This is a genomic window from Paenibacillus ottowii, from assembly GCF_050516475.1.
Lineage (GTDB): Bacteria > Bacillota > Bacilli > Paenibacillales > Paenibacillaceae > Paenibacillus > Paenibacillus ottowii.
Genome location: NZ_CP191577.1, coordinates 2,182,321 through 2,202,542, shown reverse-complemented (window position 1 = coordinate 2,202,542; position 20,222 = coordinate 2,182,321). Strand labels below are relative to the sequence as shown.

General features: G+C 44.6%; 22 protein-coding genes and 5 tRNA genes. 21 read left to right on the top strand and 6 right to left on the bottom strand.

Annotated features, from left to right (window positions below; genetic code table 11):
- Positions 1–14: 14 nt before the first annotated feature.
- The 6 genes from argF to ACQQ6X_RS10535 all read left to right on the top strand — a co-directional run bounded on the left by argF (position 15) and on the right by ACQQ6X_RS10535 (position 6,849).
- Complete coding sequence (gene argF, locus ACQQ6X_RS10560; RefSeq protein ID WP_305165281.1) at positions 15–1,013, top strand: ornithine carbamoyltransferase; 999 nt, start codon at positions 15–17, stop codon at positions 1,011–1,013.
- A 67-nt stretch (positions 1,014–1,080) separates the two neighbouring features.
- Positions 1,081–2,496 (top strand): arginine-ornithine antiporter, encoded by a 1,416-nt coding sequence (gene arcD, locus ACQQ6X_RS10555; RefSeq protein WP_305165280.1) that lies wholly within the window; start codon positions 1,081–1,083, stop codon positions 2,494–2,496.
- A gap of 35 nt (positions 2,497–2,531) precedes the next feature.
- Positions 2,532–3,473, top strand: a complete 942-nt coding sequence (arcC, locus tag ACQQ6X_RS10550) for a carbamate kinase (protein WP_305165279.1) — start codon at positions 2,532–2,534, stop codon at positions 3,471–3,473.
- 142 nt (positions 3,474–3,615) lie between these two features.
- On the top strand, positions 3,616–4,305 hold the full coding sequence (locus ACQQ6X_RS10545) for a Crp/Fnr family transcriptional regulator (protein WP_305165278.1): 690 nt from the start codon (positions 3,616–3,618) through the stop codon (positions 4,303–4,305).
- Between the two features lie 274 nt (positions 4,306–4,579).
- The gene (locus ACQQ6X_RS10540) at positions 4,580–5,083 is read left to right on the top strand and encodes a DUF6933 domain-containing protein (protein ID WP_326402175.1); all 504 of its coding nucleotides are present in this window, start codon (positions 4,580–4,582) and stop codon (positions 5,081–5,083) included.
- Positions 5,084–5,217: 134 nt separating this feature from the next.
- Positions 5,218–6,849: a formate--tetrahydrofolate ligase gene (locus tag ACQQ6X_RS10535; protein WP_305165276.1), complete on the top strand. Its 1,632-nt coding sequence runs from the start codon at positions 5,218–5,220 to the stop codon at positions 6,847–6,849.
- Here the strand turns inward: ACQQ6X_RS10535 and ACQQ6X_RS10530 are convergent.
- Positions 6,842–7,057 (bottom strand): helix-turn-helix transcriptional regulator, encoded by a 216-nt coding sequence (locus ACQQ6X_RS10530; RefSeq protein WP_430493577.1) that lies wholly within the window; start codon positions 7,055–7,057, stop codon positions 6,842–6,844. The genes ACQQ6X_RS10535 and ACQQ6X_RS10530 overlap by 8 nt on opposite strands.
- On the opposite strand from ACQQ6X_RS10530, the gene ACQQ6X_RS10525 reads away from it, so the two are divergent.
- The 6 genes from ACQQ6X_RS10525 to ACQQ6X_RS10500 all read left to right on the top strand — a co-directional run bounded on the left by ACQQ6X_RS10525 (position 7,042) and on the right by ACQQ6X_RS10500 (position 13,463).
- Positions 7,042–7,278, top strand: coding sequence for a LysE family transporter (locus ACQQ6X_RS10525; RefSeq protein WP_305165275.1), 237 nt, complete (start codon positions 7,042–7,044; stop codon positions 7,276–7,278). The genes ACQQ6X_RS10530 and ACQQ6X_RS10525 overlap by 16 nt on opposite strands.
- 110 nt (positions 7,279–7,388) lie before the next feature.
- Positions 7,389–8,666: a DUF4367 domain-containing protein gene (locus ACQQ6X_RS10520; RefSeq protein ID WP_305165274.1), complete on the top strand. Its 1,278-nt coding sequence runs from the start codon at positions 7,389–7,391 to the stop codon at positions 8,664–8,666.
- Between the two features lie 266 nt (positions 8,667–8,932).
- The gene (gene alr, locus ACQQ6X_RS10515; RefSeq protein ID WP_305165273.1) at positions 8,933–10,129 is read left to right on the top strand and encodes an alanine racemase; all 1,197 of its coding nucleotides are present in this window, start codon (positions 8,933–8,935) and stop codon (positions 10,127–10,129) included.
- A gap of 293 nt (positions 10,130–10,422) precedes the next feature.
- The gene (locus ACQQ6X_RS10510) at positions 10,423–10,704 is read left to right on the top strand and encodes a CopG family ribbon-helix-helix protein (protein ID WP_063207982.1); all 282 of its coding nucleotides are present in this window, start codon (positions 10,423–10,425) and stop codon (positions 10,702–10,704) included.
- A gap of 6 nt (positions 10,705–10,710) precedes the next feature.
- Positions 10,711–11,061 (top strand): type II toxin-antitoxin system PemK/MazF family toxin, encoded by a 351-nt coding sequence (locus tag ACQQ6X_RS10505; RefSeq protein ID WP_007429335.1) that lies wholly within the window; start codon positions 10,711–10,713, stop codon positions 11,059–11,061.
- 179 nt (positions 11,062–11,240) lie between these two features.
- Positions 11,241–13,463: a Tex family protein gene (locus tag ACQQ6X_RS10500; protein ID WP_305165272.1), complete on the top strand. Its 2,223-nt coding sequence runs from the start codon at positions 11,241–11,243 to the stop codon at positions 13,461–13,463.
- A gap of 106 nt (positions 13,464–13,569) precedes the next feature.
- Here ACQQ6X_RS10500 and cmpA read toward each other — a convergent pair whose 3' ends face one another.
- Positions 13,570–13,704: a cortex morphogenetic protein CmpA gene (cmpA, locus tag ACQQ6X_RS10495; RefSeq protein ID WP_016821163.1), complete on the bottom strand. Its 135-nt coding sequence runs from the start codon at positions 13,702–13,704 to the stop codon at positions 13,570–13,572.
- A 142-nt stretch (positions 13,705–13,846) separates the two neighbouring features.
- On the opposite strand from cmpA, the gene ACQQ6X_RS10490 reads away from it, so the two are divergent.
- The 3 genes from ACQQ6X_RS10490 to ACQQ6X_RS10480 all read left to right on the top strand — a co-directional run bounded on the left by ACQQ6X_RS10490 (position 13,847) and on the right by ACQQ6X_RS10480 (position 14,569).
- Positions 13,847–14,359, top strand: coding sequence for a SprT family protein (locus ACQQ6X_RS10490; RefSeq protein WP_305165271.1), 513 nt, complete (start codon positions 13,847–13,849; stop codon positions 14,357–14,359).
- 44 nt (positions 14,360–14,403) lie between these two features.
- Positions 14,404–14,479: transfer RNA gene (locus tag ACQQ6X_RS10485), tRNA-Asn, on the top strand.
- A gap of 1 nt (position 14,480) precedes the next feature.
- A tRNA-Ser gene (locus ACQQ6X_RS10480) sits at positions 14,481–14,569 on the top strand.
- Between the two features lie 167 nt (positions 14,570–14,736).
- On the opposite strand, the gene ACQQ6X_RS10475 is transcribed toward ACQQ6X_RS10480, so the two are convergent.
- Both ACQQ6X_RS10475 and ACQQ6X_RS10470 read right to left on the bottom strand, forming a co-directional pair.
- Entirely contained in the window at positions 14,737–15,612 is an 876-nt protein-coding gene (locus ACQQ6X_RS10475; RefSeq protein ID WP_305165270.1) for a Cof-type HAD-IIB family hydrolase, read from the bottom strand.
- 71 nt (positions 15,613–15,683) lie between these two features.
- Positions 15,684–16,445 (bottom strand): DeoR/GlpR family DNA-binding transcription regulator, encoded by a 762-nt coding sequence (locus ACQQ6X_RS10470; RefSeq protein ID WP_305165269.1) that lies wholly within the window; start codon positions 16,443–16,445, stop codon positions 15,684–15,686.
- A 247-nt stretch (positions 16,446–16,692) separates the two neighbouring features.
- Here ACQQ6X_RS10470 and ACQQ6X_RS10465 point away from each other — a divergent pair.
- The 6 genes from ACQQ6X_RS10465 (at position 16,693) to ACQQ6X_RS10440 (ending at position 18,675) form a co-directional block, all read left to right on the top strand.
- Positions 16,693–16,764: transfer RNA gene (locus ACQQ6X_RS10465), tRNA-Glu, on the top strand.
- An 86-nt stretch (positions 16,765–16,850) separates the two neighbouring features.
- A tRNA-Lys gene (locus ACQQ6X_RS10460) sits at positions 16,851–16,926 on the top strand.
- A 15-nt stretch (positions 16,927–16,941) separates the two neighbouring features.
- A tRNA-Leu gene (locus ACQQ6X_RS10455) sits at positions 16,942–17,024 on the top strand.
- A 165-nt stretch (positions 17,025–17,189) separates the two neighbouring features.
- A complete protein-coding gene (locus ACQQ6X_RS10450) occupies positions 17,190–17,645 on the top strand; it encodes a MarR family winged helix-turn-helix transcriptional regulator (RefSeq protein ID WP_326402177.1) in 456 nt (151 codons plus the stop codon).
- Positions 17,646–17,830: 185 nt separating this feature from the next.
- Positions 17,831–18,205: a helix-turn-helix domain-containing protein gene (locus tag ACQQ6X_RS10445; RefSeq protein ID WP_305165267.1), complete on the top strand. Its 375-nt coding sequence runs from the start codon at positions 17,831–17,833 to the stop codon at positions 18,203–18,205.
- An 89-nt stretch (positions 18,206–18,294) separates the two neighbouring features.
- Positions 18,295–18,675 carry a helix-turn-helix domain-containing protein gene (locus tag ACQQ6X_RS10440; protein ID WP_305165266.1) on the top strand — a complete coding sequence of 127 codons (381 nt, stop codon included), beginning with the start codon at positions 18,295–18,297 and terminating at the stop codon, positions 18,673–18,675.
- A gap of 122 nt (positions 18,676–18,797) precedes the next feature.
- Here ACQQ6X_RS10440 and ACQQ6X_RS10435 read toward each other — a convergent pair whose 3' ends face one another.
- Together ACQQ6X_RS10435 and ACQQ6X_RS10430 are read right to left on the bottom strand one after the other, a co-directional pair.
- Positions 18,798–19,019 carry a Rha family transcriptional regulator gene (locus tag ACQQ6X_RS10435; protein WP_013369935.1) on the bottom strand — a complete coding sequence of 74 codons (222 nt, stop codon included), beginning with the start codon at positions 19,017–19,019 and terminating at the stop codon, positions 18,798–18,800.
- 292 nt (positions 19,020–19,311) lie between these two features.
- Positions 19,312–20,049 carry an urease accessory protein UreF gene (locus tag ACQQ6X_RS10430; RefSeq protein ID WP_305165265.1) on the bottom strand — a complete coding sequence of 246 codons (738 nt, stop codon included), beginning with the start codon at positions 20,047–20,049 and terminating at the stop codon, positions 19,312–19,314.
- Between the last annotated feature and the right edge of the window lie 173 nt (positions 20,050–20,222).

The following is a 20,222-nucleotide window of genomic DNA, read 5'->3' as shown; positions in this document are numbered from 1 at the left end:
AAGTAGGGATAAATATGGGAGAAACGATTTCAAGCTTACAAGGAAAAAGTTTTCTTGCGGAGATAGACTTTACAGAAGAGGAATTGTTGTATTTTCTCGATTTAGCAGCAGATTTAAAAGCGAAAAAGAAAAACGGCATTCCCCATCGTTATTTGGAAGGAAAAAATATAGCTCTTTTATTTGAAAAAACTTCTACTCGTACACGGTGTGCATTTACAGTAGCTTGTACAGATTTAGGCGCGCATCCTGAATATTTAGGTAAAGGGGATATTCAGCTCGGTAAAAAAGAATCCGTAGAAGATACGGCAAAAGTGTTGGGCCGCATGTTTGACGGAATTGAGTTCCGCGGCTTTGCTCATAAAACAGTGAGATCTTTAGCTGAGAATTCAGGTGTACCGGTGTGGAATGGTCTAACGGATATGTGGCATCCAACCCAAACGCTCGCGGATTTATTGACCATCCAAGAACATATAGGGCATTTGCGAAATGTAAAGCTCGTTTATGTTGGCGATGGCCGAAACAATATTGCGAATAGCTTATTAGTTGGTGGTTCAATCGTTGGAATGGAGGTTCGGATTTGTGCACCAAAATCATTATGGCCGGCACAGGAAGTCATTTATTTGGCGCAAAAGTTTAGTGACCAGGTCATGGTAACCAGCAGTATTGATGAGGCGGTTGCAGGTGCAGATGTAATCTACACAGATGTCTGGGTATCTATGGGGGAAGAAGATAAATTTGCGGAACGTATTGAACTGCTTTCACCTTACCAGGTAAATATGCAAATGATTAAAGAAACCGGGAATAAGGATGTTATTTTTTTACATTGTTTGCCTGCATTCCATGATCTCGAAACCATGTATGGAAAAGAAATTTATGAAAAACATGGATTGAGAGAAATGGAGGTAACCGATGAGGTATTCCGCAGCAAGCATTCAAAAGTATTCGAGCAAGCTGAAAATAGATTGCACACCATTAAAGCGGTTTTAGCAGCTACTTTAGGAAATATGGAGTAAAGAGGGAGTTTACATGCCTTCTTAATCTCTCTTCCCTATCACTATCCAAAAGAGAGAGGCGAGAGTAGTGGGTGAAGAAAAGAAATTAGGACTATTTACTTTAACAGCCCTTGTTGTCGGTTCGATGATCGGTGGTGGAGCATTTAACTTGGCCAGTGATATGGCCAAAGGAGCCGGCCCCGGAGCTATTATTATCGGGTGGATGATCACAGGAACCGGAATGATTGCACTTGGGTTATCTTTTCAGAATTTAACTCAAAAAAGACCGGATTTGGAAGGCGGTATTTTTAGTTACGCAAAAGCTGGATTCGGTAATTTTATGGGCTTTAATAGTGCGTGGGGATATTGGGTAGCCGCATGGCTCGGTAATGTAGCTTACGCAACTTTATTATTTAGCTCATTAGGCTATTTTTTTTCAATTTTTGATGGGGGACAAAATATAGCGTCGATTATTGGTGCGAGCATAATGCTCTGGTGTGTTCACTTGCTGATTTTACGAGGCGTACAATCGGCGGCGCTTGTAAACTTAGTAACTACAATCGCGAAATTAGTTCCAGTGTTTGTATTTATTATTGTGGGGATCTTTGCCTTTCAAATCAATATATTCGTAGACGGATTTTGGGGACAAGGCGGTACATTGGATTGGGGGGCGGTAGGCAGCCAAGTTAAAAGCACTATGCTTGTAACTCTCTGGGTATTTACTGGTGTTGAAGGGGCAGTTGTTCTATCTGGCCGTGCAAAAAATAAAAGTGATGTCGGGAAAGCAACAGTCATTGGATTGATAGGGACACTTATTATTTATGTATTGATTACAGTATTATCTCTCGGGCTTATGCAGCAAGCAGATATCGCTAATTTAAAAAATCCAGCCATGGCCTATTTGTTTGAAAGTGTTGTTGGAAAATGGGGCGCAACATTTATTAACCTGGGTTTGGTTATTTCCGCCTCAGGCGCTTGGCTAGGGTGGACTTTACTCGCCTCTGAGATTCCATATTTATCTTCTAAAGATGGGCTTTTTCCAAAATGGTTTGCGAAAGAGAATAAAAATAAGGCCCCTGTAAATTCATTATGGATTACGAATGGTTTAATTCAACTTTTTTTATTAACCTTCATTATTTCGGATCAGGCATATCATTTTGCGTTTTCTCTGGCATCCTCCGCTATTTTAATTCCTTATGTGTTTTCAGCGTTTTATCAATTGAAGTATAGCTTGCAATCAAAAGAAAAAGACCGAACCATCAATATCGTCATTGGTATCGTTGCGAGCATCTATGGAATGTGGTTAGTTTATGCCGCTGGATTGGATTACTTGTTGTTAGCCATGACCTTATATGCACCAGGCATCCTCATCTATTATAAGCTGCAAAAGCAAGATCACCCCAAGCGAATATTGACTCGGGTGGAACTGATCTTATCTCTTGCTATTGCTGCTTTAGCAGTTTTCACAATCTATGAATTAGTGACGGGAAATATAACGATTTAATATATTTGGAAATAAATATAATTGGAGGTCGAAATATGGAACGTAGAAAAATGGTAGTGGCCTTAGGTGGAAATGCTATACAATCCGGTGATGCTACGGCAAAGGCACAACAAGAAGCATTAGAACAAACAGCAGAACAACTTGTGAAAATAATACAAAGTGATGTAGATGTCATCATTGTCCACGGGAATGGTCCGCAAGTAGGAAATATTTTATTACAGCAAAAAGCGGCGGAATCGGAGAAAACCCCCGCTATGCCGTTGGATACTTGTGGTGCGATGAGTCAAGGAATGATTGGCTATTGGATGGGAAATGCGATTGCAAAGGTATTGAGAAAACAGAGCATAACTAAAGATGTGGTAACAATCGTAACAAGAATGATTGTCGATGAAAACGATGAAGCATTTAATAATCCCACCAAACCAATAGGGCCTTTTTATACAGAGGACGAAGCAAGAAGATTGATGAAGGAAACCAAAGCAGTATTCAAAGAAGATGCAGGAAGAGGATGGAGACGAGTGGTACCGTCACCAGCACCTGTAAGCATTCTTGAATATAAAGTGATTGATTCTTTAGTGAAGGATGGGAATATCGTCATTGCTGTTGGAGGTGGCGGAATACCAGTAATTCAGTCTAAAGAAGGATTAACAGGAACTGAAGCAGTTATTGATAAAGACTTCGCTGCTCAGAAATTAGCCGAATTAGTAGATGCCGATACACTTGTCATTTTAACTGCAGTTGATTATGTGTATGTGAATTTTAACAAGCCTAATCAAAAAAGATTAGAGTCTGTAACTGTGGATGAATTAGAACAATATATAAAGGAACAACATTTCTCAGAGGGAAGTATGCTTCCCAAAATTGAAGCTGCTATTCATTTTGTTAAACCAAATTCAGCACGAAAAGCCATTATTACTTCTTTAGAAAAGGTATATGAAGCATTGGAAGGAAAAGCAGGTACGCTTATTTCCCAATAAGTGGGACCTGTTCATGAATAAATAACTTTTAAAAATACGGATTTTTAAACCCATTGGTCGAGTTTGGGATGGCTTTTGCTCCCGAATTCGGCCTGCTTGTTTCGTTGATCCTTTATAGCTTAAAGATAACAGAGGTGGATTTATGAATAAACGGAATGTGATAGAAAATTTAAAAGAGTTTGATTTATTTGCTGAATTATCAGAAAAAAAACTACAAAGCTTAACAGAGTTTGTCTATTGGCGAACTTATAAGAAGGGCCAATTTTTATTTCTGGAAGGGGATTCAAGGGAACGAATTTACCTTATGCTAGATGGCTTTGTAAAGGTAGAGCGGGTAAATCAAAGTGGGAATTTACTATATGAGGACTATGTAAAACGATATTCAATTTTTCCTTATGGCGGCATGTTTACAGATAAAAGATACAATTACTCAGCAGAAGCACTGACAGATGTAGATGTATATTATATTCCTACAGCGGTTTTTGAAGATATGTTGAAAGCCAATCAAAAACAACTAATATTTGTTGTTCAGCAGTTTTCTTTAATCTTAAAACTCCATGAACATCGTATACAACATATTACAATCCCGAATGCACAAGATCGGGTAATACAGTCACTTAATTACTTAAGGCAGGATCTAGGAGAACAAAACGGGGAAGAGATTGTGATTTCGTGTCCACTGACCACAATCGAAATTTCTAAAATATCCGGAACGTCTCGGGAAACGGTTAGCGGTGTGTTAAACCAGTTAAAGAAGGATCATATTATTACAGTTTCAGGTAAAAAAATTATAATCCATGACCCCACCTATTTTGAGGAAATCTCTATATGAACATAACGATGAACGTCTTCAAAAAGAAGTCGTTCATCGTTTTTTTTGGTTATGACAACGAATAAAATCATTGGAGCAGTCATGTCACTCCTAACACAAGATGTAATATATTTAATATTCATATTCTGCTCCCTATATTATTCTGAAAGAGTTTACAGGCGGCTTTTAGAAATCCGGTGTTATGATATATAAGACATGTCTTATGCAGAGAGCAGGTATGTCGAATCATGAATTATGCATTACGGTATAGGACCGTCAATAAAGGAGAGCAATGATGTTTGTTATACGGGGAACACAAAAACTGCTGAAGGAATGGGAGACTGAACCACTTCACGTTGATATTTATCCGCCTTTGAATAGCTGGCATGCCGGCTTGTTTTTACTGAATCGGAGAAAAAATATTGTGTTTATGCATGATATATCCCGCTTAAGCGTCACGCTGTTTGGAATTAAAAAATCGCAGTACAAGAATCTGCCGGCTCTTTTTGTACAAGCCTTGAAGGAATTAATGATCAGCGAAGGGTTCGATGAGCAGATTGTAGAGGCATATACACAGGAAGGCGAGCAGATGCTGGCAACTACGACAAATAGACATAGTGTGATGGTAACCTTAGATGAGATTATATTTATTATGAAGGAACTGGATATGGAGCATGGATGCGAGCTGGAAAAGAACCAGTGGAATAACCGGATTGTGTTCAAAACGGATCAATACAAGTACCCTATTGATGTTTTTAAAGAACTGCTAGAAAAGCATTATAAAGTAGAGAGCCGTTGAGCGTTTGCTAAGGATAGCAACGCTTGCGATGAAATGAATCATAGCGCAATAAACGGTATACTTTGTTAGAATGAAATGATAAAGGGTTTGACATCACCAGTCGGACTTATAATACAGGGGGTACATAACGAAGGATGAAGAGGATTGTTGAAGTTGCCAAAGAAGCAGGAATTGAAGAAGAGCATCTGGAGACGTATGGCAAATACAAAGCGAAGCTGAATCCATCTCTGTGGGAACACTTGAAGGATCGCCCGAATGGAAAGCTGGTGCTGGTTACGGCGATGAATCCCACTCCGGCTGGGGAAGGAAAAACACTGACAACCATCGGGCTGTCCCAGGCATTAAATGCGATGGGGCATAAAACCGTGGCAGCCCTGCGGGAGCCGTCTCTTGGGCCTTGCTTTGGGATGAAAGGAGGAGCAACCGGGGGAGGAAAGGCCCAGATTGTTCCGGCGGAAGACATTAATCTGCATTTTACAGGTGATATACATGCGATTTCGGCAGCACATAATTTGCTGGCAGCGATGATTGATAACCATTTGTTCCATGGAAATGCTTTGCGGCTGAAGCCAGAACGAATTGTGTGGAAACGGGCTGTCGATATGAATGATCGGAGCCTGCGAAGTATTGTGACCGGATTGGGTACGGGGAATGGAGCGGTGAGAGAAAGCGGCTTTCTGATTACCTCAGCCTCGGAAGTCATGGCGGTGCTATGCTTAAGTGAAAATATGGACGATCTTAAAGTACGGTTGGGTCGAATGGTGATTGGATATAACGAAGCCGGTGAGGCGGTAACAGCAGAGGAGCTGCACGCGGTGGAAGGTATGGCTGTGTTGCTTCGGGAAGCCTTAAAGCCTAATCTGGTGCAGACGCTGGACGGAACTCCGGCTATTGTGCATGGTGGACCCTTTGCTAACATTGCTCATGGATGCAGCAGTCTGATCGGTACAAAGCTGGCATTGAAGCTGGGAGAGGTTGTCGTCACAGAGGCAGGGTTCGGGGCTGAACTGGGAGCGGAAAAGTTTTTTGACATCAAGTGCCGTCAGTCCGGTTTGCAGCCAGATGCGGCTGTGCTGGTCGTAACTGCCAAAGCACTGAAATATAATGGCGGTGTAGCTAAACATGAGCTGGACGCAGAAAATCTGGAGCAATTACAACTCGGATTAGCCAATATGAGCCGGCATGTACGGAATTTGCAAAAGTTTGGTGTGCCTGTATTGGTGGCGATTAACCATTTTATAACAGACTGCGAAGCGGAACTGGATTTGATTTTCTCGGAATGCCGCAAGCTGGGTGTACCCGCAGAGCTTTCACAAGTATGGGCGCAGGGGAGCAAAGGGGGAGAAAAGTTGGCCCAAAGCCTGCTGAGCTTACTTCAGGAGGAGAAAGCCCAATTTGCACCGCTATATGATCACACGCTTGATTTGCAAGCGAAAATTAGCGTCATTGCCAAGGAGCTTTACGGTGCGGCAGAGGTAGCTTACGCGCCTGCGGCTAGACGGGCGTTGGCTGGTATGGAGCAGCTTGGTTTTGGTCAACTGCCTATATGTATGGCCAAAACACCCTATTCTTTCTCAGATCAACCTTCCTTGCTAGGTGCACCGGAAGGTTTCACTATTCACGTGTCCAGCGTATCATTGTCCGCAGGCGCTGGTTTTGTAGTCGTAGAAACAGGCAATACCATGACGATGCCAGGACTGCCCAAATCTCCAGCAGCTGAGTATATGTCGCTGGAGGCGGATGGAAGTATCCAAGGACTCATGTAGCATCAGGGAAACCCACCTGACGGGCAACTTCACGTAAAGGCCGTCTGCATTCCAGCAGCAGCCGCTTGGCATGGTTCAAGCGCAGCTCAGGGAGGTAATGCAGCGGCTTTTTGCCCGTTATTTTGCGAAACAGCTGGGAGTATTGCCATATAGAAACGTTCGCCTGTTCGGCAAGCTGCTTGACGGTGGACTGTGCTGGCAAGTTCATTTGATCGGTCAAATACAAGTCATTTCCTGATTGTTGGCTTAGGTATTTTGTTTGGTATTCTTATCCATGATTTAGGCTTGATGACCCTTGTAGCGACAACACGAAAAGCCATGAACCGAACCGCCATCAAATGGGTTACGATCTGTGCCGGTGTGGTTTTGATTGGTTTTTCGGTTTACTTCCTGTATGAATTTATGAGCAATCTCCAAAAGATTTTATAGCATTGTACAAGGATGGTTCCGAGCTTGTCATGCCAGTCTGCATAAATCGAACAAGTCCTTCATAGACATGTACTAATTCATTTAAAACATGTGCTGAAGGGGTTGATGACATGCGCCGGATTTCATGGATGCTTGCCATGGTCATGTGTGTAACGTTGCTGCTGGCCGGGTGCGGCAAGAAGAGCGCAGACGATGTGGTTAAAGATTTGAGTGACGTGGTGAGCGACCTGAACAGCTACCACGGTACAGCTGTGATGACGCTGCATACCGGCGACACGCCGCAGGAATACAAGGTGGATATATCCTATCGCAAGCCGTCCTATTACCGCATTGCCATGACGAACGAGAAAAAGGACGTTACGCAAATTGTGCTTCGTAATGATGAGGGTGTTTTTGTACTGACACCCAGCCTGAACAAGAGTTTCCGATTCAAAAGCGACTGGCCCAACAATCAGGGTCAGGTATATTTATATGAAACGCTGGTTCGCAGCATTATCGGTGATGCTTCTCGTCAGCTGGCTACCGATGATAAATCCTATGTGTTTGATGTGGCCGCGAATTACAACAGCCATGCGCTGGTCAGACAAAAGATATGGCTGTCCAAAAACAACTATGCCCCTACTCAGGTACAGGTATCTGATGCAAATGCCAAGGTGGTTGTCGATCTGAAATTTGATCAGTTCGCTTTTGATACGAAGTTTGACAAGGATTCCTTTGATATGGAACGGAATATGGCTTCAGGAAAAACGAGTGCAGGTAGCGAGGGATCGCCATCTTCAGGGGCAGTAGATTCGAGCGGTCCACTTGATGCCTCTGGTGCGTTAGAAGGAGCGACTGGCGTGACATCCAGTGAAGCCGGACAAGAGCAGGGAACCGCAGGGGGCGATGTCCAGCAGCCTTCTGGTGAAGCGAAGAGCGACAGTACAGCCACAGGCGATACGTCCAAGCCGGAAGCAGCAGCTAATGGAGAGGCGCAGAACCCAGCATCAAGCCCAGCGGAGGCTGCAACCGGAACGTCAGCGGGAACGGATGCCGCAGAAGCTGTGATGGGTGAATTTGGCTTGATCGAACCGTCCTATACGCCAGCCGGAGTACAGATCAAGGATACACCTGAGCTGGAGGATAATGGCACACATGCGGTGATGCTGCGTTATAACGGAACGTATAACTATACCATTGTGGAAGCTCGTCCCAAAGATCGGGCGGTTGCACTTTCCGCAGGTGAACTGGTTGATATTGGAGGAAGCTTTGCTGTTCTGACAGGAAGCGAACAGCAGACGATGACCTGGATGAATGATGGCATAGAGTTCAGAATCACCAGTGCTGACCTGCCTGTGAGCGAAATGATACAAATTGCCGCTTCTATACAGGATCAATCGGGTAAATAAAATTTTATAGACGGATGCAGACGGTCTAGAGTGTACAATGCTCTGCTGCCGCCCGTATCCGTCTTTTGTTCATTCGCAGTCTAAGATGTGCATCGCTTGTATATCCTGTTCTATTGTAGATATGGTAGCGGAGACTGGCAAAGCCCCCCTGCCATTGACAGCCACGTCTCTGAACATTACCATTAACCTTTGGAAGTAAGGATTTTGCTACAACTGAATGGTAAAGGTTACGTTACAGGCTAACAATTGAAGAAGGTGACTGGATTTTGCAAGCACAATACAGATCGACCCGGGCCGAAATCAACCTGGATCACCTTGGCGCCAACTATGAGGCCTTTCGCAAGGTATTGCCTGCGGACAAGCTGATGCTGGTCTGTGTCAAGGCTAATGCCTACGGACACGGCGCCGTAGAAATTTCAAAGGAAATGGAACGCCTTGGTGCGGATTATTTGAGCGTCGCTTTTCTGGATGAGGCTCTGGAGCTTCGTCATGCGGGGATTGAACTGCCGATCCTTGTACTCGGCTATACTTCGCCTGAAGCTGTCCAAACAGCTTGGGAGCATGATATCTCGTTAACTGTGTTTAGTGAGGAAGTGCTGGAGGGTATTCGCAGATTGGACCGCCAAGGAAGCGAACGCAAGCTGAAGGTGCACATCAAAATAGACAGCGGGATGGGAAGGCTCGGTTTGCTCCCTGGAGAAGCGGCTGTCGCTTTTGTTCGGCAGGCTCACGAATTAGAGCAAGTGGTGCTGGAAGGCATGTACACCCATTTTGCCCGTGCGGATGAAGAAGATAAAGGCTATACACTACTGCAATATGATCGGTTTCGGGGCGTGGCGGATGCGCTAAGGGAACAAGGTATTACTTTTCCCATTATACATACGGGCAACAGCGCGGCCACCATTGATACCCCTTCCCTTTCCCCCAATATGGTGCGGATTGGCATCAGTATATACGGTCTGTATCCGTCTGATGAGGTTAACCGGCAAATCATTAAACTGTTGCCTGTATTGTCTTTAAAGACAGCGGTGGTTTATACCAAGACGCTTCCTCCTGGCTGGGGAGTTAGTTATGGCACCCGGTATGTAACCTCTAGTGAAGAGCGGATCGGCACACTGCCAATCGGTTATGCGGATGGATTCTCCCGCATGCTAAGTGGGAAGGTCGAAGTGTTGATACGCGGTCGTCGCGTCCCTGTACTCGGTACGATCTGCATGGACCAGTGTATGGTATCCTTACAATCTTTCGCAGAGGATGCGGAAGAAATTCAAACCGGCGAAGAGGTTGTTCTCATCGGCCAGCAGTCCGGCGAAACGATTGCGGCGGACGAGCTGGCATCCAAGCTTGGTACGATCCACTACGAGGTGATCTGCATGATCGCAGACAGGGTACCGCGTGTTTACATGCGAGATCATGTTCCTGTCGTTCGGGTAAACTCGCTTCTTCCAACCAACTGGAATTAATTTCATAACGCAAATTACCGGATAAAAGCAGGAGTTTTCGTATAACGTCCCGAAATATGTACAAAGGAAAGAAAAGAGCGCTATAACTGTCAAAAGACGCATTAGGCTCCGCTGACACTTGTATTTCGGGGATCAAACGCCTGTACGAAAACGAACTGCGTAGTTTATAATGGAATGCAGCATAGATGATATACGAATATCATATACATTCTTTTATATTCCGTTTGAATAAATTACCGGGAATAACGTTATAATGGTACAATGGCGACAAGGTTTTGGGGGTGGAAGAGAAGTTGGCCAATTTGCAGAACACCAAAAGAATAATGATCAGTTTGCCAGATCATCTCTTGCAGGAAGTGGACGGGATCGTAGCTATGGAAAATTCCAACCGCAGTGAATTTATCAGGCAGGCAATGAAGCTTTATGTAAGTGAACGTAAAAAACGTTACATTCGTGAAGCTATGCAGCGTGGATACATGGAGATGGCTAAAATTAACTTGACCATGGCATCCGAAGCCTTTCACGCGGAGGAAGATGCAAACAGCACCTTGGGCCGTACAGTTAGCGGGGTGTAATCCATATTGATCGTAAAGCGCGGCGACGTTTTTTTTGCAGACCTTTCACCCGTAGTCGGTTCCGAGCAAGGTGGCGTCAGACCTGTGCTGATCATTCAAAATGATATCGGCAACCGGTTTAGTCCTACTGTGATCGTAGCAGCTATCACTGCACAGATTCAGAAGGCAAAGCTGCCTACACACGTGGAGATCGACGCGGCGACGCATGGCTTTGATCGTGATTCTGTTGTTCTTCTGGAACAAATCCGGACGATCGACAAGCAAAGGCTTACCGACAAAATCACCCATTTGGATGAAGAAACCATGCGCAAAGTGAGCGATTCACTACAGATCAGTCTCGGTTTGATTGATTTTTAGTATGATGGAACGATGAGTGAAACGGGAAAAGGACAGCGCATCAGCGCTGTCCTTTTGCATGTCCGAAGAAAAACACAGGCAGGGCTTGCTTTTACGCCACCTGCTGGCGCTTTGAATCATTTTTTGTGATAATAAAAGATATGATGTATGACAAGAGCTGTGAGGAAGAAGGGATAGGTTTGTCTAACGAGGAAACAAAGACGGAAATTGGGCAGGAGCCGAACGAAGCAGAACGCCAAGAACGGATTGTCAAACAAGTGGCGAGAGAGCTGTCGCTGGCACTCAAGCAAATCCGGACAACGATAAGTTTATTGGATGAAGGAAATACCATTCCTTTTATCGCACGTTATCGTAAGGAAATGACAGGAGAGCTGGATGAAAATCAGCTGCGTGAAATTGAAGATCGCGTGCTGTATTTGCGTAATCTGGAGGATCGTAAGGTAGAGGTCATCCGCATTATTGATGAACAGGGTAAGCTGACAGAGGAGCTGCAAGCTGCTATCACCTCTGCGGTTAAACTTCAGGAAGTGGAGGACCTGTACCGTCCATATCGGCAAAAGCGCAAGACGCGCGCCAGTGTGGCCAAGGAACGGGGCTTGGAGCCGCTGTCCATCTGGATATGGGGCCAGCCCAAGCAGGGTGATGCTTTGAAAGAAGCTGAAGCCTATGTAAATGCTGAGCTGGGAGTTGAAACCCCTGAGGCCGCCATCCAGGGTGCCTTGGATATTTTGGCCGAAAATATAGCCGATGATGCGACGATTCGCCAATGGGTACGCCGATATACACTGGATCATGGGATGTTGACCTCTGAAGCAAAGGATAGCGAGCAAGAGTCTGTGTATGAAAACTACTACAGCTATCGTGAGCTGGCTAAAAAAATGCCACCTCACCGTATTCTAGCGATTAATCGTGGGGAGCGGGAAGGTATTCTTAAGGTTGGTCTGGAGGTAGCGCCGGATTCGATTTACAATTATGTGGCAGGTCAAGTGATTAAAGGATCGTCCGTCGTAGAGGACCTGCTACGCAGTGTCATTGAGGATGCATACAAAAGACTCATCGCGCCATCTATTGAACGTGAAGTGCGCGCTGAAATGACAGAGAAGGGCGAGCAGCAAGCCATCTCTATCTTTGCAGGCAATTTGCGCAGCCTGTTGCTTCAGGCTCCGATCAAGGGGCGTCGTGTGCTTGGAGTCGATCCGGCTTATCGGACAGGCTGCAAGCTGGCGGTTGTCGATGACACAGGCAAGCTGCTGGAAGTGGCTGTAACGTATCCGACACCACCAAACAACAAGAAGCGTGAGGCTGCCGAAACGTTCAAGCAGCTAATTGCCAAATATGGTATCGAGTTGATTGTCATTGGTAACGGAACCGCATCGCGTGAAACGGAGCAATTCGTAGCCGAAGTTATCGCAGATATTGGCGACAGCAGTCTCGCATATCTGATCGTTAATGAGGCAGGTGCGAGCGTATACTCTGCCTCCAAGCTGGCACAGGAGGAATTTCCCGATTTGGACGTGGCTGAGCGCAGTGCGGCGTCTATCGCACGTCGTGTTCAGGACCCGTTGGCTGAGTTGGTTAAGATTGAGCCGAAGGCCATTGGTGTAGGCCAATACCAGCACGATGTGTCACAGAAACATCTGGATGAAAGTTTGAAGGACGTTGTAGAATCTGCTGTTAACCACGTCGGCGTGGATGTGAACACAGCTTCCTCGGCGCTGTTGTCTTACGTGGCAGGGATCAACGCGACAATTGCTAAAAATATCGTTAAGTACCGTGAGGAAAACGGAAAATTCAGCAACCGCCGTCAGTTGCAGAAGGTGCCGCGGCTTGGTGCAAAAACCTACGAGCAATCTATTGGTTTTATCCGTATACCGGGTGGTGAGAATCCACTGGATCGCACGCCGATCCACCCTGAATCGTATGCTGTCGTAGACCGCCTGCTGGCGGAACTGGGCATTAGTGCTCATGATCTGGGTTCGAAAGCTGCAACAGAAGCCCTGAATGTGTCCAATATTGAGCAGTTGGCAGCGAAGCTGGAAGTGGGTGTGCCAACATTGCGGGATATTTTGGACAGCCTCCAGCGTCCGGGACGTGACCCGCGCGACGAGCTGCCATTGCCTGTATTCCGCAAGGATGTGTTGAAAATCGAGGATCTGGCACCAGGCATGGAACTTCAGGGAACTGTCCGCAATGTCATAGATTTCGGTGCGTTTGTTGATATCGGTATTAAAAGTGACGGGTTGGTTCATATTTCACAGCTGCGTAGTGGTTTCGTGAAGCATCCGATGGATGTTGTATCTGTCGGTGATAACGTAACCGTGTGGGTGTTGAATGTTGATTTGAAAAAGGGCAGGGTTGGTCTGACCATGAAACCTCCCGCAGATGTGCAGTCACAGGCATAGTGGTTTAAATAAAGCTGTATAACCTTTTATGAAGGTATAAAAAAAGCCGGAATCTCCGAACCATGTTTGGAGATTCCGGCTTTCCATTTGGAATGCTTTTCTGCTTTTAGCCGTTGTTGGCATCAAATTCTATACCAGGTGCTTTATGATAAAAAAACCAACAATCGTTCAACAATTTAATTTGGCGTCGGTCCTTTTTGTAAAAGGCCCGCATGAGCTGGTTGCTGAGCCATTGAGGCAAGCCGATCCCCTCCTCTGCGTTACTTCTGTATGTTTAGCATATGGGATGGATACCTAAAGTGTGCTTATGAATCAGGGTTAGACTTCGGCCGTTATTTTATAATATGCTTGTCAGTATGAAGCAAAGGGGGTACGCCATAAGGATGGAGTCCAAGTCTCTGAGCAATTCAATGAAACCTTGTATGAGTAATGAAGAACTTCAAGCATGGGTAGAACGCATCTCGCTGGAGAGCTTCGGCGTGCCGTTTCAACATCAAGCCACCTTTAACGCGCGTCTGTCTTCTACAGGCGGTCGATATTTTATGAAAAGTCATCATATTGAAATTAATCCACATCAACTTGCAGCTTATGGACGTTCTGAGGTGGAAAAAATAATAAAGCACGAGCTGTGCCATTATCATCTGCATCTACGCGGAATGGGTTATAAGCATCGCGATGCTGATTTCAAAGCATGGCTGGCCCGTGTAGGGGGGAGCAGGCATTGTCAGACTCTGCCGGGAAGAATGGGAAGAAAGCCTCAGCCTTATCGGTACAAGCTGGTGTGCGTTTCCTGTCAACATGAGTATATGCGCAAGCGTAAAATGAACCCACAGCGATATCGCTGTGGAAAATGTGGAGGTAAACTTCGTTTGTTGGTACTTGACGAAACCCCCTGATTCATGGTAAATTAACCATACTGTATGATAATTTACAGTAATGTTCCCTGATAGCTCAGTTGGTAGAGCACTCGACTGTTAATCGAGTTGTCACAGGTTCGAGTCCTGTTCGGGGAGCCATGGAGAGATACCCAAGTGGCTATAAGGGGACCCTCTGCTAAGGGGTTAGACTGCGTAAGCGGTGCGAGGGTTCGAATCCCTCTCTCTCCGTTGGTGTTTATAAGCAGAATAAAGACGCTCGTATGCATATGATGCTTACGAGCGTCTTTTTCGTCTAGATTTATTTTTTAAGAATTTGTTATATGTAAGACGGACGTGTTGCGTACAGCATGAAGCAGCGTTAGTCTGAGTTGTACGCAGTACGCAACGAATCCCTTCTATTTCACGGCGTCGGCTTCGATGGTTTTGAGTAGATTTAGCAGAGCATGGGCGACGCCATCTTCTACATTGGTCAGGGTAACGTCGGAGCAGACTGCCTTTATGTCGTCTTTTGCATTGCCCATGGCGATACCTCTCCCAGCCATCGTTAGCATGGAAATATCGTTATAGCTATCCCCGATCGCTACCGCTTCCTGCATGGGAATGTCCAGATGATTTGCGAGATAACGCAATGCATTACCTTTAGAAGCATCCTTGTGCTCGACTTCAAAGTTATGGTCTGAGGAGATGACCATGTTCAGGCCTTGAACATCCCGGTAACGTTCACGACCCCGCTCCAATTTAGCATGATCAAAGGAGAAGCAGAGCACATTATATATCTCTACATCCAGTGGAATCTGCTCATATGAAGCGATGCGGGTATGCCCGGTCTGTTCATATTGCTTTTCAGCTGCATGTAATAAAGTATCCAGCGAAATATCCGGGTTGGCACTCAGCAAGCGGTCCATTTCAACAGCAAGTAGCTGATGTCCCTTTTGTGGAGAATAAATGGCCCGGTCTGTCATGACCTCATAATAGAAGTTGTTATCCTCGAGCCAGCTCAGCACTTCAAATGTTTTGCTCCGGCCCATGGGAGTAGAGGTTAACTGGCGACGATGCACATCGTGTACAGTGGCGCCGTTTGCTCCGATGACAGGAGTGACAAGCTCTGCTTCCTCTAGTTTTGTCCAGGCATCATACGCGGCTCTGCCAGTGGCAATCGTCACTTGGACACCTTGCTGCTGTGCCTTGCGAATCGCCTCAGCGTTCGCTTTGCTTATTTTTCCTTCCTCGTTCAGCAGTGTTCCATCCATATCAATCGCAAACAGTTTCATTTCTCTCCAGCTCCTGTCTTTTGATCTCTCTGTTATATATCTTGAATCTAGTAAGAAGATTGACTTCAATGTTATGAGGGGACAACCACTTCAATATCATGATGCTGCAAAATTTCTAGCATCGCTGGTTCTGGCAAACGATCGGTGATCACAATATTAACTTCAGACAAATCGGCAAAACGATACGGGAAATTAATTCCAAATTTCGAATGGTCGGCAAGGATGATCACCTGGTCTGCCTGTTTCATCATCTGATGCTTCAGCATACCGTCTTCTTCATGAATCAGGCTTAGTCCGTGAGCCGATATACCTCCAATGCCGATAAAGGCTTTGTCTACAAAATAGCGAGACAAAGTGGCGATTACGGCCGAGCCATATACATACCGGTGTTCTTTTTGCAGGTGGCCTCCCAATAGATGAATGGAGACACCGTCCTTTCTGGATAGCACGTCAGCCTGATTAATTGAATTGGTGATAACCGAACATTCGCGCACATTCAGTCTTTCTGCACAAGCCTGTACGGTGGTCGAGGAATCCAATATAATACGATCCCTATCTCGTACCATGCTGGCAGCCAGTTGTCCGATGACTTGTTTTTCCTCTGATACAGTAAGCAGCCTTTCGTTATAGTTTCCAATTGGATCGTGATGCAGTTTAGGAAGAAGAGCGCCGCCGCGGGTGCGAATAATTTTTTGATGCTCTTCAAGCTTTACCAGGTCTCGACGGGCTGTATCCCGTGAAACATTAAAAATTTCACAAATATCATCCACCGAAATACGCTTGTGAAGCTGTAAGTAATCCAAGATTTTTAACATTCGTTCTTCCTGATACATAGAAAGCTCCTCTAATATATAATGATTTCGGTATCTCGTAAGTGATTATAAGTAAATGTAAGTGATATTGCAATCGATTCTGGTGATTTTCTTAAGAAATAGAGAATTGAAGATAAGGAAACGTAAGTGAATATGCATTTTTTAATTATAAAAAAATAGCTTTATTAAAATTTATAAAAATAAGTATTGTCATTTGCTATTTTATTTGATATACTCTTTCTTGTCGCCAAGTTGGTGTACATTATAAGGCCCGTTGGTCAAGGGGTTAAGACACCTCCCTTTCACGGAGGTAACAGGGGTTCGAATCCCCTACGGGTCATTGTTGTCTTTACAGACTACATGTTGCATGCTTAAGGGAAATTCCTGAGGTCTAGTCTAATGGCGGACAGCTTGGATGAACAGCATGAGCCATTAGCTCAGTTGGTAGAGCACCTGACTTTTAATCAGGGTGTCGAAGGTTCGAGTCCTTCATGGCTCACCATTTATATTTTGTTATGCGGTCGTGGTGGAATGGCAGACACGCTATCTTGAGGGGGTAGTGAGCGTATGCTCGTGGAGGTTCGAGTCCTCTCGACCGCATCAATGGAATAAACGGAAAAGTCTCTCGCGTTAGAGGCTTTTTTTATTTGCGCATTGATAGAATTAAACAATGATTATGATGAAATAATGATTCCATAGTATAATATGACGCCATAATGTTATAGAATAATAAACATATAAACTTATGAAGTGACGGTGAAAAATATGGACACTCAACTGTTAGGAAATATATCAGAAAATATTTTGGGCTTGTTTCCGATTGTGAAGAAGAAATTTTTCACCTACGGTCCGCTTGATCTTCCTTTGCATTTGTCACCTAATAATTTCCAGGTGTTAATGCTTCTGCGTGAAGTGCGTTCGTCTACGGTATCAGATTTGTCCAAACAACTTAACGTCTCACGTCCCAACATGACTCCTCTGCTGGATAAGCTGGTGGAGCATGGGCTGGCTGACCGCCAATCGTGTGACTCGGATCGTAGAGTCGTGAACGTAGCTATTACAGAAGAAGGCGACGCTTTTTGTGAACAGGTATTTCATACCTTCTCCAATAAAATTCAAGAGCGACTGGTGTATCTTCCAGAAGAAGATCTGTTGCACTTGAGTGAAACGTTGAACGAATTGAAGCAGATTCTACTTAAAATCGATAACTCTGCTACGTGATTAGCATGAGTGAACTGACTTAAAAACCGCCCTTTCTTCGGAAAACGGGCGGTTTTTGTTGCATATTGTGGTATAATGAAAGCCAACATACATAATTCGGTAATTTTAGCACACGTGATCTTTGAATTAGGAACAGGGGACATGATATCGTTATTTGAGAGCCTGCTAGGGAGGAAGGAACTTCTATGCAATCTATTTACCAACGCATTGAGGAACTCATTAAGGAACGAGGGATGACGAAAAAGGCGTTTTGCCAGCAGTTAGGCATTAGTACAGGAAACTTTGGAGATTGGAAAAGAGGAAAAACGACACCGGGCACGAATAAACTCATTGAAATCGCTTCGTTTTTTGATGCCAGTCTGGATTGGATTATGCTAGGTCGAGACGTGCAGGGTAAGGTGCTAAAGGAGTCGCAAGACCCTTATTTTTTTGAAGCTTCAGGGCAACTGAATTGCCAAGGGGAATCACTAAGTGAGGCGGAAAAAGATTTTATACTTGAGTATATTGAATTTACCCGCTTTCGTAAAGAGAAAAAACAGCACAATTCAACTACGGGTTAGTAATTTGCTGTGGGATTTGATGAGGGTGATCCAATGTGTACGATTGGAAGTAATTAGAAAAAAGTTACAGCGTTCGGAGGGGAACCATTGTGGGAGATCAAACTATTTATCAGCGGATTGAAGCTTTAATTAAGGATCGGGGAATGACCAAGAAGGCATTTTGTGAAAAGCTTAAAATCAGTTCAGGAAATCTCGGTGATTGGAGAAGGGGAAAAACAACGCCGGGTACCGCCCATTTGATTCAAATTTCGGACTTTTTTAATGTATCGCTCGATTGGTTGATGAAAGGGATCAAGCCGGGGGAAGGCGTACTCCAGGAGCAGAAGGCTGCTTATTTTTTTGGGGTGATGGGGCCACTGAATTGCCAGGCAGAAGATCTGGAGACAGAGGAACAAAACTTTATTTTAGAATATGTTGAATTTGCGAAATACCGTAAGCAAAAAAGGGAGAAGGAACAAAGTAAAGCCTGAGTAACCTATGGCTGAGCATCTGGGTGGATAACCCGTAAAACGGACTGAGGGGTTCGGTTTACGGGTTTATTTGGTTGCTCGACCATATGGCGGCATGGCTGATGCTGGAATACTTGTTGGGACTAGTGCGGTGTCGCCTCCTTATAATCGTTATCGTCGATATTCAGAATTGCAGCAACTTGTTTTCTGTACCTTTGTGCTTTGCGGGTGCCATGAATCAGATTGGACAAGCGTGAAGGCGGAATGTTATGTGTCTCACAAAATGTTTTCTGATCCAGTCGAAGTTCGACAAGCCTTTGTTTGATGGCCCACCCGAAGGAGGTGACAGGCATTTTGTTGTTCAAGAGAAATCGCCCCTTACGGATTCTTGCAGAATAATTGGTGTGATATAATAATCATCAGTAAACATGTTAGAATTAACCATCTAAAACTATGATACACTTTTATACGTGTTTATACAATCGTAAATACGTTATTTTGTTAAAAAAATACTTAATTAAGTGTATGAAGTGTAAATAATCCGGCTATAGACTGTTAGTGGTGTGAATTCGGATAGATGAATAAAGAAATACTCTGCCGCTTGAGGAAAGGACAGAGTATTTTTTATTATGACTGTTGGATTGGTGAGACGAAGCATCAGAGGGATGCTGGAAGGCGTTTAAATAGGCCTGAGATAGAAAAGGGTCTGGATGCATCCAATTGGCTACTATGGCTCATATAGGGTGGCTGACTGATGTAGGAGCTGGTTCGATGTTTGTGGAGAAGGTGACGCTGAAATGAGCTTGGCTTAGGTTTGTTAAACTTCTTCCAGGTGGTGAGCAGCTCGCTGGTCATGCGAGCAATAAGAGGATTTTTTTCCTCGTAAGGAGGATTGAGCAGTCTAAAGGCATCTTCGACACAGAAGGATACCGCTGTGGCAAAATAGCCGTGAACGGTCTGTTCTATATCAGTGTCGAGGAGGAAGTTAATCCAAGTGTGGACAGTAGCAAGTGTGCCGATTGCTTTGTATTGAACGAGTGTGTCTTTCAGTTGGTCAAATTCTAGCCAAGGATAGAGAGCCTTCGTGAGCTTGAGCAGACGCTGACCGGAAAGTCGCGACTCTTTTATATGCTGAGAGGAAGGATGTTGGGTATACAGCATTTTGTCAATAAGGGCGATTCGCCAACCGTCATTCTGCTGGATGGCGACATGCAGATTTTTGATAGCCATGCCGTCAAGGGTTGTAATGTGAGGATACCACTCGTCTCGCATGTAATGTTCCAGATCTTGTAGACTGTTCAAGTGTCCGTTACGGAAACGTTCCTCTAGTCCGTAATATCGGGTGAAACCACCAACGGGTAGGGAAGGGTCCAACAATAATGCGTAGTTTAGCAATCGGTTACCTTTATGCAGGACGGTTCGCCTCCTTGAAGTAAATATTTGTGTAACATTATTTAACTTAATATTGTTTATAATGAGTTAACTCAAATGGTTATGTAATTTATATTTACATAATTGACTATTTTATGTCAAATAAAATATTTTTATGTCTCATATATGTCATATAA